This window comes from Bacillus cereus group sp. BcHK124, assembly GCF_027712065.1.
Classification (GTDB): domain Bacteria; phylum Bacillota; class Bacilli; order Bacillales; family Bacillaceae_G; genus Bacillus_A; species Bacillus_A pacificus.
This window is the reverse complement of sequence record NZ_JAQFPJ010000003.1, coordinates 26,101-41,255: the sequence shown is the minus strand read 5'-3', so window position 1 is coordinate 41,255 and position 15,155 is coordinate 26,101. Positions and strand designations below refer to the sequence as shown.

Genomic DNA, 15,155 nt, shown 5'->3' with positions numbered 1-15,155 from the left:
TTAGTTATTTGATAACTTTTTAAAAAATATTAAATAACTAATTTATCTTCTTTATAAAAAAAGATACCAGAAGCCTACTGAGTTCTAGTACCTTCCCGATATAAGTATTTCTTATTCTAAATAACCTTTTCGAAAATCATCTCTTAATATCGCATACTTAATTAAATTAGCAACAAACAACTTCACATCTCGATACTTCCATTTAAATTCTCTAGAATAATCTAAAATCCCCAAGATAATTTGATTATCTTCATTTACTAACTCAGGTGCCCTCTGTTTCATAAACTGAATTACCTTATCTCTTTTAACAGCTCCTTTTTTTCCAGCCGTTAAAGTACCATCGTGCCATATTGTGCATTTCGTTCCTTCTATAAAAACATATCTATCGATGCTTAATTGCAAAGAATTATGACTCTTATCAAAATCATCTATTGCAACAACCAAATAAGTTATCCCTTTTCGTGTTCTATAAACTGGATCATTTACGGTTTTTGCTGTAGCGAATATAGACATACTAGCAATCTGGTGGTTCCCTTCTCCGTCTTCAACAATAAAGTATCGATAATCTCCTGGATAAGTTCCACCTGCTGCATTTCCATAGGACATGTAACGCAATCCACCATCTTCAATTAAATTAACACCATTAAAAAATTGAGAGCGTAAAAGGTATCTTTGATCTTGTAGTAAACCCATAAAGTTAATAATAAAATTATGTAATTGACTAGGAGTATCTTCTCCAATCCATCCCCAATCTTTCGATTCCTCTACTATTTGCGAAGAGTAATTATCATAAAAGGCAGGTCTCTCCCACAATTCGTCCACCTTCTCCTGGACAATTTGAAGATTCTGTCTCTCAACTAAATCTTCATAAGATGGGATAACAGATAAATTTTTATATAATTTGGTACTTGTACAATATACTTGAAAAATAGTCTCGATACCATTAGTAACCATAATCATATCTGCAAAGATCATTTCATCATAACGAATAACTTGATTAAAAACACTTTCCGTTAAGGGAACATGATTTGCTTTGCATTCTATAATTAACAAAGGGATAAGTTGATTATCCCTTTCACCATAAACAATAATATCCGCTCTTCCTTTTAAACCTTTCTTAAAATAAGACATCGGTACTTCAACCTCAATATACTCAGTCGGAACTTGCATGTCTTTAATTAAAAACTGAATAACCTGTTGCCTTACTATTTCTTCTGGAGAAATTAAAATTAATTTCTTTCTAATTGGATCAAAAAAGCATTCTCGTCCACTTCTTATAAATATTTTTGGAAGTTCATATTTGTTATACCTTACAGATTGATACATTATTCCCACCCAATTCAATCGTTTTAGATTTCAAACATACATATAGAATTCTATGTTAAACCAACCTAATATTACAGATTTTTCCCAAAAAATATGTAATATCCCTTGATAATATCGTAATATTTAAATTATATTTATATTATAGGGAAAATTTCTCATGAAGGGAACGATTTGAATGCCATTACCATTTATTCCATTAGCTGTCGCTGCTGGTGCTGCAGTTGCCACTGCTGTCGCTGGAAAAAAAGGACATGAATCATACAAAAACATGAAAGAAACAAAGAATATTGCTGAATCGATGGAGAATCAATACAAAACTGTATTTAATATATTTGATCAAGCACGGCAAGATACAAATACTCAATTTGAAAAGTATGGAGAATTAAAACTGAACATTCTTAGTGGAACAATGAAAGAATTCCTTTCAGAATTCAAGAAATTAAAAAATGTTGATTTTACAAATAAAACAACTATTGATTCCCTTGAAGATGTATCTGATTCTAAACACTTCATGCAAGAAATAGAAAAACAAATCATCGCTGCATCTGATTTATTAAAATCTGGTGTTTCTGCAATTGCTGGCGGTGGACTTGCAGCTTTCGGAGCACTCGGGGCTGCAACAACATTTGGCGCTGCTTCCACTGGAACTGCTATCGCTTCTTTAAGTGGAGTAGCTGCCACAAATGCAACGTTAGCATTTTTAGGTGGTGGATCACTAGCTGCTGGTGGATTAGGAATGGCTGGTGGCGCTGCTGTGTTAGGTGGTATTGCTCTTGCCCCTGCCCTAGCATTAGGAAGTGTGATTTTTGCTGCATCTACCAAAAAGAAACTAGAAGAAATGAAAATTAAAAGGGAAGAAATTAACGTAGAAATCGAAAAATTAAAAAGTGCTATTTCTATTTTAAAAGAAATACAAACTTATACTGTTAAATTATCAGATTTAACAACTGAAACAGACAACCTTTTTGGTGACTATATTGCAACAATGATTTCTATCATCGATGAGAAAGGTATCGACTATCGTAACTTCTCCGATGATGAACAACTTGCAATCCGTTATACTGCTGAGCTTGCGATTATCTTGAAAAAGTTATTAGATACACCCGTTATTGATGAGAACGGTGAACGATCCAAAATCTTAGAAGACGTCCTTAAAAACACAGAAAAATCAATTCAACACATGTACTAGGTGATTGCCATATGAAAAATAATCTAGACATTCTCGCAACTCAAATTGTAGCCGAGCAAATTGAACGCTATGGTAATGCTACTATTGAAACATTTGCAGGAATGGACACACTAACAAAAGTAGCAAAACAATATATGAACTGTTCACCTACTATTACACAAGGACGGCTTTTTGAAATTATTGAGGCAACTAAATTTAATAAAGATGCTGCCTTGAAGGGTGAGAGTTTGCGTGCTTTTACGACAGACTCTTTAGGAGATCCACATGCTGCCGCTGATATCGTAGTAAAGAATGGAGATACATTACTTAAAGAAGTACAAGCAAAGTCTAGTGCTAAAGCTTCACGATTAGCAAGAATGGTATCGAGTGAAAAATATGGAGACATGGACCGTTTAGTTAACAGTGAAAAAGCAAATAGAGTAAAAGAATTAGCTGAAAAACGCGCAAATTCCCAAGGGATTTACGCCAAAGACTATGAACAAGCTGGTCCTCATATAAAAGGAAAACTAGAAGCAAACAATATTACAAGTGGTGGTACTACATATGAGGAAGCTTTAAAGGCTGCAAATCAACCACAAGCATACGCACTAAAAGAAAAAATATATACATTTGCTGAAGGAACATTCTCTTCTATGATGAATGGTGCTTTAGCAGGGGCATGTGTAGGCGGCGGAGTATCACTTGTACAACAAACTGTTGAGATTTGTAAAGGCGAACAACAAATAAAAGATGGATTTATACAAATTGGAACAGATAGTGGGAAACAAGCTGGAAAAAGCGCCGCTGTTGCAGGAATTGCCCACGGCATCAAATTTATCGGTAAAGATAGTGTAATGATGAAAGGGAATGTCGCAGCAGCTCTTGCTTCTTCAGCCGTTAGATTAACAGAAAGCTCCTACCAACTTATAAAAGGAAAAATATCTATTGAGGAATTTTTACAGACAGTTGGTGAAAACGCTGTTACTACTTTTTCAGGAATTGTATTCAGCGCAGCAGGAGCAATGCTTCTCGGTCCTGTCGGTGCAGCTGTCGGCGCCACCGTCGCAATGCTAGGAATGAAACAACTATATGGGGCATTTACTCGCGCTCAACAAGAATTGGAACTAACAATTGAGGAGCGAAAAAGGGCTGAAGAATTAAGTAAAGTCCTTATAGATTACATTAAACAAGAAGAAGAACGTATTTGTAACTTTTATCAAGAAACTGGTGCTAAAATAGAAAACTTAACTTGGCTAGTTAAACAAACGATTCATACAGGTGAAAATATAGAAGCGACTATTCATCAATTTGCTGAAACTTTAGATATCTCTTTTAAATATAAGACTCAAGAAGAATTCGATTCATTTATGCTAAGCGAGGAGTCATTCACTTTATGATGACTTTTCCTTGTACCAAATGCGGAATCTGTTGTCAAAACATTCAAGGTATTGACTCCTTATCTCATTTAGACAGAGGTGATGGTTGTTGTATCCATTACGATACTGACAATCATTCATGTACAATTTATGAAGAACGTCCCCTCCTCTGTAATATTGACCTAGCATATGAAGAGCTTTTTAAAAAATCCATGTCAAAAAAGGATTTTTATCTGTTAAATGCACAATCATGTAATGAGTTACAAGAAATGCATAGCATCCCTTCCACATATAGAGTTGATACTAAGCAAATTGATGGATAAATAATAAAAAACAAGCACATCCTAGTTCAGGCATGTACTTGTTTTTTATTATTCTCTCTGCACCTATTGGAATTAATTACATCTTTATGACGACTAGGTAAAAACTTACCCTTTAATCTTTCTTAACATAATGTAATGCAGCGTTTCTCCCTTTTCCACTCAAATAGTCTAAATAACCAATTAGCATGTTTCTTAAAGAGTTTGAATATCCCATTTCTTTCCGTAAATCTTTAAGCATAATATCTGGATTTTTTAGTAATAGCTCTTGTACCTTTACCATTTCCCGCATATCAAATGTTTGTTTATGTAAGAAAAACTTATTAATGTAAGGAGCAAGATGTACTTGTAATGGCTTTTGCTCAATTCCATCCCATTGGAAGATTTTAATTTTTGTTTGGAAATGCTCTAAATTACATTTTTCAGCCAGAAAACGATATACTAAGTCACTTTTTACTTTTGTCACAACACTATCGTTTTCATACGTTTTCTCCATTAAAAATACTACAATTCCCATTACCAAATCTACGAGCTGTAAAGGAATGCTCTCTTCTGATTTCTGAGACGAAGCATGAATAACTCGATATTTCATATTCCGATATACAGCATGTGCATTCATTTGTTCTTTCAATTTAGAATATAATCGGATTGTACGATATTCGCTACTACGATCTACAAAGATACGCACATTTGAATTTTGTTCAATGTTTCTTGTCACACCATAAAATAAACGCTCAGGTATCTTAATATAAAACATCTTTCGCAAATCTTGATGTGTGTATTTAAATTCCTCAGTAATTGCAAAAGCTTGCGCATTATCCACGATAAAAATATTAAAATTTACATCTTGTTCGAAAATAGTTTGTAGCACTTGATAATATTTTGCCACATGCTTATCATCTTTATATTCACGAAAATGCAATTCTTTATTTGAATGTGCATAATAAGGTTTTACAGCCTTTGTTAAAGAAGATAAATCATCGGCATTTCCCCCAAATGCCCCATAATAAGAATACTGTTTAGTTAAATCCAATTTATTCGATTCATCAAAATATATATGATAGTTCATTCTCCGTACTCCCTAAAAAAGGATTTTTTATTGACACATCGAATATATCATATTAAAATTACCTATACCATATAATATTAGTGGATATTCTTCCTTGACCGCGTTGGATAAGCTGGAATATTCAGTACGGAAACCTTTCTCCGCCGCGTTGGTGGAGCTGGGACTATCCCTCTTGGACAATCCAAGAGGGATTTTTCTTTATATACTAACATAATATCTTTATATAAAAATAAATCAATTATAGTACCTCATAATACGATACATGGCTATTTTTTAACAATAGATGCACAAATTTATATTAAAAGCACCTTAGCAATACGAAGCCCAGCCTTCGTTCATGATCTTCGTTTCAAGCTGTGGCCAGAAATATAACATTTCTTCACGCATCATCGTTAATATATCTCGCTGCCAATCTTCTAGCTCACGGCTATATTCTTCAATAAAGAGGAGTAAGTCTTTCTCCGGTTGTGGTGGGATTTTCTTCTTTTTACGCACATTGGAGCGTTCCCGCTTTTTATTTCGATTATCTAAATTCCATAAGTCATCGTATTGCGATACCTTTTTCTTTTCTACTTCTTCCTCTTCTAAATCATCAATACTCCATGCAAGTTTTGGACGCATGAGCGACGGATCAATATGCTCTTGAATGGCAAGTACGGCATCTAAAAATGTTTCTACCTCTTCTTTTCCGTACTTATGCTCATACGCTTTCACCCGTTCAGCTGTCGCTGACATACTTTCTACCATATCTCGCTTCGTATTTGAAAAACGAATATTATTTTTAAAGAAATCACAGTGCGCTAACACGTGCGCTACGATTAATTTATTTTGAATTAACGAGTTCGTATCTAATAAAAAGGCATAACATGGATCAGAGTTAATAACGAGTTCGTATATTTTACTAAGACCTAAATCGTATTGTAATTTCATTCTGAAAAACTGTTTCCCAAAACTCCAATGTGAAAACCGCGTCGGCATCCCATATGCACCAAATGTATAAATAATTTCCGCTGGACATATTTCATAACGCATCGGATAAAAATCAAGCCCAAATCCAGTCGCAATTTCCGTAATTTCCGCAATCGCATATTGCAGTGCTTTATCGTCACTTGCTCTCATTATTTTCCCTCCTTACACTTTCCCTTAAGAAAGTGTATGATTGAGAACAAGCTTTCATGAGGATTGATTGCATAATAAAAAGACACCCCCGTAAAAACGAGAATGTCTCATCTATTAACCTTCAATAATCTCCATCTTCTCCGTAATCGGTGTACGAGCTTTTCCTTCTGGCGCTTTATCGAAATAGCCAAGGTGAAGAATTCCAACGATGCGTTGACCTCTTGTTAAACCAAGTCCTTCTATAAATAATGGATTGTAGTTTAATCCACCTGATTTCCAAACACAACCTAATCCACGTTCCCAAGCAAGAAGTTGGAAGTTTTGCATAAATGCACATGTTGCAGCGTAATCTTCGTCACGTTGAATTTGACGTGGGTCTTCATTTATATATACAACAATTTGTGCTGGCGTGCTTAAGAAACGATCAGATAAAATTTTACCTCGTTTCGCTCTTTCTTCTTCTGTGAAAGAGTTTAATACTGCATCTACTAATTTCTGACGGCCGTCTCCAATGTATAATTTACAATTCCATGGTTCACGATGTTTATGATTCGGTGCCCACGTTGCGTCGTTTAATAGTTCAATTAACAACTCTTTGTCTACTGCTTTATCTGTAAATGTACGAACAGAACGTCTTTCTTTAATCACATTTGCGATGGAAGTATATGTAGTCATATTTTTCTCTCCCTTATTTTTATCTATATGTATACGTTTATTATTGATATTGATTTTCAATTTCGATTATACCTTAGTTTTTTACTATTAATCAATGTTTTATGTTGGAAAACTCCCAAAAACTTCATTTCATACTGTGAATAAAAAAACTTGATTTGTTCACAAGTATTTCACATTTTATGGAAATGATATGTGTACAGTTTTCCACATCATCTATCTAGGAGGAGTTTATATGTACAAAAAAATCGCAGTAAGTATGACTATGGCAGCATTATTATTCGGTACAACCGTCTTCCCCACTTTCGCTGCTACGCCAAAAGAAGTAACATTGCATCATCATAAACCAATTTCAGAAGAAGAAATGCAATCGCTCGAAAAACTCGGTTATAACAAACATGAAATTTGGAAAGCTGCCCACATTGCAAGAATGAGTAAAAAAGAAATTAAGGACGTTTTAGCTTACTATAAGCAAAATAAATCTTGGGAGAAAACAGCTGAGCATTTCGGGATAGATCCAAGTAAGTTGAAAAAGCATCATATGAATAAAGAAACGAAAAAGGCGCTACTGCAAGAATTAGCAAATATGCAAAAATCTACACCAGACGGGCTAAAACAAAAAATGAAAGAATATAATATCGGATTACGTCAGCTCACGGTATTAACAATCATCTCTCAAAAAAGTAATACTCCCCTTGATGATGTGCTAAAAATGAAAAAAGACGGAATGGATATGAAACAAATTGCCGAAAAATTAAACGTAAAAAAAGAAGATATACGAGCAGAAATGATTAAATTAGTAAAGTCTATTAAGGAAAAGAAAATAAATTAATACGCCAAAAAGGAAGAGTTTTTCAATACTCTTCCTTTTCTTTATGAACTTTCAATTTTCAAGTATAAATTCCCGTCTTTCCCAAAAACTAACACAAGGAAATGATATATGTTAGGGGTGAGAAAATGTTCGGTTTATCATCTAAGAAATCAAAAAATACTAGCACAAAAACAATTTGTTCTATTCCAGAATTTATACAAACCATGAAAGAATCTAGCGATTTTGTCTCTTATAACGTACTTGAAGATGAAACATTATGCTTGTTTTATTATAAATCTGTCGTGGAAGCACTTATTATTAAACAATTTATTTTAACTCCTATAAAAAAGAAGGCAGAACACATTCAAAATATCTCTGATTTATATAATATTATCTCTATTGAAGACATCATTACCTCTCCTTCTATTAATGATATTCGCGAAAAATTATTAGGTGGATATATATTAATACGTTTAAAAAGCAATTCGAATCCCGATCAATATGCTTTAATTCGTGCAGAGAGTACTGTTCTAGGAAAACGGTTATATAACGATACAGAAAATGAATATAGTGTAATCGGTCCTAAAGTTGGTTTCGTTGAGAATATTGATACAAATATACATTTATTACGCCGAAATATCGTAACAGAGCAACTCATTTTCAAAGAAATTATCGTTGGATCTATGTCAAAAACGAAGGTAGCAGTTGCTTATATTGAAGGAGTTACAAATGAACAATTTATCAACGTCGCAATACAAAGACTAGAAAATATTGATTTTGATGTCCCATTTGATGCGACCATGATTGAACAATTTATTAGTGATAATAGCAATTCACCTTTTCCTGTTCTACTACCTACAGAACGATTAGATCGAGCAATATTTGCATTAATTAGTGGGGAAGTTTTAATTTTAACAGATGGCTCCCCCTATGCTTTATCCGGACCGACAACATTACTAGATTTTTTCATTTCACCAGAAGACTATTATTTACCGTGGATGATTGGATCGTTCTTTCGTGTTATTCGTTTTTTCGGAGCTATATTTTCTCTTTTTTCCTCCGCTATTTATACAGCGGCTTTAACTTATCATTATCAAATGATTCCTGCCGACTTATTAGGCCCTATTATTTTTTCGAGAGCGAACGTACCTTTCCCGCCTATTCTAGAAGCACTCTTCTTAGAAATTACAATCGAATTGCTTCGTGAAGCGGGAGCACGTTTACCGACAAAAGTTGGGCAAACGATTGGAATTGTTGGTGGAATTGTAATTGGTCAAGCATCCGTTGAGGCAGCTTTAACGAGTACAATTTTATTAATTGCAGTTGCTTTATCTGCCCTTGCATCTTTCACAACACCGACTGTAAAGATGTCTTCTACGATCCGTTTGTTACGCTTTCCGCTTATTCTTTTAGCTGGCGCATTCGGAGGATTAGGGCTTATTGTTGGATTTGTATTTATTTTAGCTCATTTAATTAAATTAAAATCACTTGGATCACCTTATTTATTACCTTTATATCCATTTCGTGGTTTAGGTACAGCAGAAGGTTTTCTTAGATTACCATTTAGTCAAACGGCACAAAGACCTTCTTTTCTTAGGCCAAAATCTAAATGGCGCTATAATCCAAGCAAAGCGAAGCAAAAACGTGATGGTGATGGTGAATGAAAAAACTCTTATTGCACCTTATCATGATCTTCTTTTTTCTACAAACTGGCTGTACACAAACGTATATAGTGGATACGCAGCGTATTATTCATGTCGCTGGATTTGACATCACAAAAAACAAAAGATTCCAAGGAACTATCTTATTTCCAGAGTATACACATGGTGTGAAGTCTAAACCAGAAACCCAATCAACATCTGCCCGTTCACTTGAAACTATTGCTTCACGATTAAATGCGAAATCTCCTCACAATGTTGTTGTAGGTCAAATGCGTGTCGTCCTATTCGGAAAAACTCTAGGAGAACGAGGAATGGGAGAAATTATTACTAACTTACAACGTGATCCAAATATCGGGCGTGATGTACAACTAGCAATTGTAGATGGATCAGCTGAAGAGCTTTTAAATCGTGGAAAACAAAATGGTTCATTATCCATTGTTGATTTACTTGAGCAAAATATACGAAATGAGAACATTCCACAAACCTCATTGAACGTTTTTTTATATAATTACTATTCTTCTGTATGTGATGCCTATGTCCCATATATTAAAACGGACGCTAATCATTCCGTCGTTGTCAAAGGACTTGCTTTCTTAAAAGACGATAAAGTGGTCATGTATACAGATAAAAGGCATTCTGTTTTAACAAAATTACTTCTTAATCCTACGAAAAATGGACGTTACGAAGCAGCGATAAAAAAGAATAAACATAAAGGCATGGTTGTCATACAAGATTTAGCTGGGAAAAGTAAATATGATATAGATCAAACTGGTGACATACCAAAAGTAAAAATCAATTTAAAATTAGATGGATTAATTAAAAACTCTCCTACTTGGATTGATTTAAGAAAAAAAAGAAATATCAATTATATAAAAAAACAAATTGAGCGAAATGTTGAAAAAGACTGTGAAGGGTTAATAAAACAATTTCAAGAAAAGGAAATTGATCCTTTAGGAATACGTGATGAAATTAGAAGTCATACGAGAAAATGGAATATAAAACAAATTCGAAATATGTATCAAAATATAGATATTGATGTAAATTTAGATATTAACATTGTTCAATCTGGAATCGGGGAATAGTGAGGTGAAATAAGCAATGCATACAATGAATAAAACAAAGACTGTCTCTCCATATTTTGCATTTATTTTGTTGCATTCTCTTCAAATCGGAATAGGAATTCTAGGATATCAACGCGTAATTTTAAAAGACGCTGGCTATGATGCCTGGATTTCTCTTATTATTGCGGGAATTGCAACTCATATTGTGCTGTTTTGTATGTTAAAAATGTTAGAAAAAGATGGAGATTTAATTAGCATTCATACAACAACTTTCGGGAAATGGATTGGCTCTATATTTTCTGTCATTTTCACTCTTTATTGCTTATTATTCTGCCTTACTGTTCTTCGTACATATATGGAAGTCATACAAGTTTGGATTTTTCCTACCATTAAATTATGGAAACTTACCCTTATGTTTTTATTAGTGACTTACTACATTATAAAAGGTGGATTTCGTTCTGTGACTGGAATATGCTTTTGGGGAGTCATTCTTCCTATTTTCGTTGTATTCTTTTTAATCTATCCAATGAAATACGCTCATTTCCGTAATATTTTACCTATTTTTACACATTCACCTACTGACATGCTTATATCTGCAAAACAATCTGCATTAGAGTTTCTCGGCTTTGAAACAATTCTTATCTTCTATCCATTTATTGAAAAAGGAAAATCTTTAAAGAGATGGGCCCATGCAGGAATTGCTTTTAGCACTTTAATTTATGTAATTTTAGCCATCGTATCCTTTATGTATTATAGCGAAGGACAATTAAACCGTACTATTTGGCCTACTTTAACAATGTTAAAAATTATTAAGGTTCCTTTTATTCAACGCTTTGAATACATTATTATTTTTATTTGGTTTTTAATTATTTTGCCAAACCTTTGCTTAACTATTTGGTCATCATGTCAAACGATGAAGCGTTCCTTTCATATTTCGTTTACATTTACATTACCGTTTTTTATTTTTATCATATTTTCAATTTCTCTACTTTTCACAAACCGTGAAAGTATAAACACATTAAACACAGTACTATCTCAAGCTGGTTTATATATTGTATACGCTTATATCCCTATTTTATTTCTATTTCATTCAGTGCGATGGCGCTTCAAAAATCAGTCGAAAAAATCTTCAACCGATACACCGTAATCTCTGATACAATTTGATTAATACATTTGTAAAGGGGACAAGCGAATGAAAAAATATGTATTTTCTTTACTTGCAGTACTAAGCTTAATTCTTGCTGGATGCGGAAGTACTGGTACAAATGACCAAAAATCTTCTGAATCAAAAAAAGAAGAGCACGACCACGCATCGCACACTCAGCAAGCTGACATTCAAGAGAAAACAAAAGGAATCGACACACTTCCTACCTTCCTAGACAAGCTTGATCCACAAATGAAAGACATCTACACTGTCGCTGGACAAAATGCAGAGCTATTAGATTGGATTCCATGTTACTGCGGTTGCGGTGAAAGTGTAGGACATAAAAATAATAAAAACTGCTTTATTCGTGAAATTAAAAAGAATGGTGAAGTTGTTTGGGATTCCCATGCAACGACTTGCGTCAATTGCCTAGAAATCGCAGTTGAATCTGCTTCGATGAAACAAAAAGGAAAATCAACACTTGAAATTCGTAACTATATCGATAATAAATACAAAGAAGGCTATGGCAAACCAACACCTACGCCAATGCCAAAAGCTTAAAAAACGAGGAAACACCTCGTTTTTTTTTCATTCACTTTTTTTCTTAACAAATTCTTTCAAGTGTATTTCTCCTTACTTATCACACACTATATATAACTCTCGGTAAGGAGGGTACACAGTGCAAACATATAACGATTATGATAAAGCTCTCTATTACACGTATTGCTGTAATTGGGATAAATTACTCGTTCTCATGGTTCAAACGAACGATCAATTATTTTCTAAGCGTATTGAGCATTTTTTACACGCTTATCAATACAGTAAAGAACTGCCAGAAGTTGATAAACAATTGCAGCTCCTATTTCAATATATTGACCACGCATCCCAAAAGTCACATATAGAAGAAGTAGAGCAAATTCAAATGTAAACTATAGCGCTATTCTCTTCTGGAGAATAGCGCTTTTTTAAAATGTTCATATCAATAAAAGTTTCCCCTTATAAAACTTTTATTGATAAACATATTTTTTCTTTCTTTTCTGTACCACTTCATACTATAATTTAGTATGTAACTATTATAAGAGAGGTATAAAATATGGGACGAGAAAAAAAGCAAGAATATGCTTTATTTACCGCGTGGGGAGCTTCTTTTATCGCCACACTAGGAAGTCTATACTTTTCCGAAATCATGAAATTTGAACCTTGTGTCCTTTGTTGGTATCAACGTATTTTCATGTATCCATTCGTTTTATGGCTCGGTATCGCTGTAGTAAAAAAAGACTATCGCATCGCAAATTATTCTTTACCAATCGCAAGTATTGGTGCTTGTATTTCTTTATATCACTATGCAATTCAAAAAGTCGCAGCATTTTCGGCTGCAGGGGCAGCTTGCGGCCGTGTACCATGTACGGGAGAATACATAAACTGGTTCGGCTTTGTGACAATCCCGTTTTTAGCACTTATCGGCTTTATTACAATCGCTGTTTGTAGCTTTATTGTCATCAAAAACAAATAAGGAGATGAAAGAATGAAAAAAATGCTTATATTTGGCGGTATTATTATCGTCTTATTTGCGGCAATCTTTGCTGTAACTCAAATGGAAAAGAAAAACGCATCGACAGATGAAAAAGGTTACTACTCAAATAAAATTTCTCTTGAAGATCTCAATAAAAATATAGAAGATAAAAAAGAACAAACGATTTACTTCTATCAAACCTCTTGCGTTCATTGCCAAAAGGTCTCTCCTATTGTTGTACCTTTAGCGAAAGATTTAAATGTTGATATGAAAGTAATTGATATTGAAAATTTAAACGAGCCTTGGGATAAATACAATATCCAAGGAACACCGACAATTATTCATTTTAAAGATGGTAAAGAAGTAAGCCGTATTAGCGGAGAACAGTCAAAAGAAAAGTTTAAAGAATGGTTTGAACAAACGAAAAAATAACGAGAAAAGGAAACTCCTTCTACACATGAAATGGACGTAAAATTCCAAACTAATGTATAAGGAGGGGGTTTTATGCCAGAAGTAAGATGCTCTGTTTCCAATTGCTCATTTTGGGGACAAGGTAACTTTTGTCAAGCAAGTGCAATTATCGTTCAGCCAGATGCGGATGAAACGGGTCAAACTGAAAATGAATCGTATACAAGTGCAGTTTTAACGAACGAAACGCTAGAAAGTTCTGTAGCAACAAGTGTAGAGACTTGTTGTCATACATTTAAGCCAAAATATTAAACATAAAAAGCATACGACTAATCGTATGCTTTTTTACATCCCCCTCCAAAAATCATGCATAATAAAAAAGTACAAAATAACGAGAACGGCTGTCCCGCATAACGTAATGCGCCGATATATACTCTTCTCCCCTTCTCTCGCCTTAACAAACGCCCAAATAAATCCGAAGAACAATATTAAATCAACATATGGAACATAAAACGAAAAGACGAGAAACGCATACAAATACACGATAAATAAACAGGTCGTTACTAAGAAAACTTTAAACGCAAATTCACTTTTCATAATGTAACCGCCCCCTATCTGTACTGTATTATATTCAGCAAAGTACAATAGTTGCAGTTAAACTGGAAGTAGAAATAAGCTACCGTCTATAATACGGTAGCTATTATGGAACATTATATTTCCGTTTATATATATTACTTAAATTCGAAATAGGAATCTGTTCATAACGAACTTTCCCTCCCATTTCATCGACAATATACAAATTGTTTCCTATATAATATATTCCATCTTTTCGTTTTGAGTACACTGCATATCTTTCGTTTGGCAATACCATTTTCACTTTCGTTAGCTGTCCATTCGGTTCTTGCCAATATATATCGGCGCGATCTACTAACGTAAGCATACCAATTTGCTCTTCTTCTACTTTACGACCATTCCAGCTCACAACACGATAACCAAGCTTATTCGCTTCATATTCCGGGCTCGTATGAAACCGAGAAATGATTACTTTCGTCTGTAATTGAACTCGGTCATATAACCACTGTATATCCCTGTCATGCATGCGAATACAGCCATTTGATTCTCTACTTCCAATCGTCCATTCCCGATTTGTCCCATGAATCGCATATTCATTTTTATCTAGTCCAAGCCATCTCGTACCAAGAGGATTATTCGGTGCACCACCAGCTATTTTTTTTCGATGATATTCTTTATTTTTAAATTTAGTTATAATACAAAAATTACCTTCAGGCGTAGGTGTACGATCTCTTCCAGTTGTTACGGGGAATGTTTTTGTATAATTTCCATTTTCAAAAAAAGATAATTGGTTTGTCGTAAGGTTCACTAATATTAGATGATCTGTATTAGCAAAGGCACTAACCGGTAGGATGAAAAATAATAGTATGACAAAACATAATTTTTTCATCTATATCCCTCCCCTAGCGCCACTATAATAAGTGGAATTAACTTT

17 protein-coding genes and 1 pseudogene are annotated in these 15,155 nt (G+C 34.0%); 12 read left to right on the top strand and 6 right to left on the bottom strand.

The window, feature by feature from the left end:
• Positions 1–111 precede the first annotated feature (111 nt).
• Positions 112–1,326 carry a type I restriction enzyme HsdR N-terminal domain-containing protein gene (locus PDK19_RS07100; RefSeq protein ID WP_097648730.1) on the bottom strand — a complete coding sequence of 405 codons (1,215 nt, stop codon included), beginning with the start codon at positions 1,324–1,326 and terminating at the stop codon, positions 112–114.
• A gap of 175 nt (positions 1,327–1,501) precedes the next feature.
• On the opposite strand from PDK19_RS07100, the gene PDK19_RS07095 reads away from it, so the two are divergent.
• The 3 genes from PDK19_RS07095 to PDK19_RS27270 are packed head-to-tail and all read left to right on the top strand — an operon-like array spanning position 1,502 to position 4,193.
• Entirely contained in the window at positions 1,502–2,515 is a 1,014-nt protein-coding gene (locus PDK19_RS07095) for a hypothetical protein (RefSeq protein WP_097648729.1), read from the top strand.
• An 11-nt stretch (positions 2,516–2,526) separates the two neighbouring features.
• Complete coding sequence (locus tag PDK19_RS07090; protein ID WP_097648728.1) at positions 2,527–3,891, top strand: hypothetical protein; 1,365 nt, start codon at positions 2,527–2,529, stop codon at positions 3,889–3,891.
• Positions 3,888–4,193 carry a YkgJ family cysteine cluster protein gene (locus PDK19_RS27270; RefSeq protein ID WP_097648727.1) on the top strand — a complete coding sequence of 102 codons (306 nt, stop codon included), beginning with the start codon at positions 3,888–3,890 and terminating at the stop codon, positions 4,191–4,193. Before PDK19_RS07090 ends, PDK19_RS27270 begins: the two co-directional genes overlap by 4 nt.
• A gap of 112 nt (positions 4,194–4,305) precedes the next feature.
• Here PDK19_RS27270 and PDK19_RS07085 read toward each other — a convergent pair whose 3' ends face one another.
• From PDK19_RS07085 to PDK19_RS07075, 3 genes and pseudogenes are all read right to left on the bottom strand, one after another.
• Positions 4,306–5,259, bottom strand: a complete 954-nt coding sequence (locus PDK19_RS07085) for a DUF3800 domain-containing protein (RefSeq protein WP_097648726.1) — start codon at positions 5,257–5,259, stop codon at positions 4,306–4,308.
• 315 nt (positions 5,260–5,574) lie between these two features.
• Positions 5,575–6,378: pseudogene (spoVR, locus tag PDK19_RS07080) on the bottom strand (stage V sporulation protein SpoVR); the annotation flags it as partial.
• 114 nt (positions 6,379–6,492) lie between these two features.
• Positions 6,493–7,053 (bottom strand): nitroreductase family protein, encoded by a 561-nt coding sequence (locus PDK19_RS07075; RefSeq protein ID WP_000214805.1) that lies wholly within the window; start codon positions 7,051–7,053, stop codon positions 6,493–6,495.
• Positions 7,054–7,285: 232 nt separating this feature from the next.
• On the opposite strand from PDK19_RS07075, the gene PDK19_RS07070 reads away from it, so the two are divergent.
• The 9 genes from PDK19_RS07070 (at position 7,286) to PDK19_RS07030 (ending at position 13,960) form a co-directional block, all read left to right on the top strand.
• Positions 7,286–7,882, top strand: a complete 597-nt coding sequence (locus tag PDK19_RS07070) for a hypothetical protein (protein ID WP_000276994.1) — start codon at positions 7,286–7,288, stop codon at positions 7,880–7,882.
• A gap of 125 nt (positions 7,883–8,007) precedes the next feature.
• On the top strand, positions 8,008–9,525 hold the full coding sequence (locus PDK19_RS07065) for a spore germination protein (RefSeq protein ID WP_000467503.1): 1,518 nt from the start codon (positions 8,008–8,010) through the stop codon (positions 9,523–9,525).
• Positions 9,522–10,604, top strand: coding sequence for a Ger(x)C family spore germination protein (locus PDK19_RS07060; protein ID WP_000734945.1), 1,083 nt, complete (start codon positions 9,522–9,524; stop codon positions 10,602–10,604). The genes PDK19_RS07065 and PDK19_RS07060 overlap by 4 nt, the downstream gene beginning before the upstream one ends.
• 16 nt (positions 10,605–10,620) lie before the next feature.
• On the top strand, positions 10,621–11,730 hold the full coding sequence (locus PDK19_RS07055; protein ID WP_000557313.1) for a GerAB/ArcD/ProY family transporter: 1,110 nt from the start codon (positions 10,621–10,623) through the stop codon (positions 11,728–11,730).
• A gap of 45 nt (positions 11,731–11,775) precedes the next feature.
• The gene (locus PDK19_RS07050) at positions 11,776–12,288 is read left to right on the top strand and encodes a PCYCGC domain-containing protein (protein ID WP_000761023.1); all 513 of its coding nucleotides are present in this window, start codon (positions 11,776–11,778) and stop codon (positions 12,286–12,288) included.
• A gap of 118 nt (positions 12,289–12,406) precedes the next feature.
• Positions 12,407–12,655 (top strand): YhdB family protein, encoded by a 249-nt coding sequence (locus PDK19_RS07045; RefSeq protein ID WP_001195458.1) that lies wholly within the window; start codon positions 12,407–12,409, stop codon positions 12,653–12,655.
• Between the two features lie 165 nt (positions 12,656–12,820).
• The gene (locus PDK19_RS07040) at positions 12,821–13,240 is read left to right on the top strand and encodes a disulfide formation protein C (protein ID WP_000532255.1); all 420 of its coding nucleotides are present in this window, start codon (positions 12,821–12,823) and stop codon (positions 13,238–13,240) included.
• A 12-nt stretch (positions 13,241–13,252) separates the two neighbouring features.
• A complete protein-coding gene (locus tag PDK19_RS07035; protein WP_000738460.1) occupies positions 13,253–13,672 on the top strand; it encodes a thioredoxin family protein in 420 nt (139 codons plus the stop codon).
• A gap of 72 nt (positions 13,673–13,744) precedes the next feature.
• Entirely contained in the window at positions 13,745–13,960 is a 216-nt protein-coding gene (locus PDK19_RS07030) for a DUF1540 domain-containing protein (protein ID WP_001115486.1), read from the top strand.
• A 33-nt stretch (positions 13,961–13,993) separates the two neighbouring features.
• Here PDK19_RS07030 and PDK19_RS07025 read toward each other — a convergent pair whose 3' ends face one another.
• The gene (locus PDK19_RS07025) at positions 13,994–14,245 is read right to left on the bottom strand and encodes a hypothetical protein (RefSeq protein ID WP_000834195.1); all 252 of its coding nucleotides are present in this window, start codon (positions 14,243–14,245) and stop codon (positions 13,994–13,996) included.
• Between the two features lie 103 nt (positions 14,246–14,348).
• Positions 14,349–15,110, bottom strand: coding sequence for a L,D-transpeptidase (locus PDK19_RS07020; protein WP_014893298.1), 762 nt, complete (start codon positions 15,108–15,110; stop codon positions 14,349–14,351).
• Positions 15,111–15,155 lie beyond the last annotated feature (45 nt).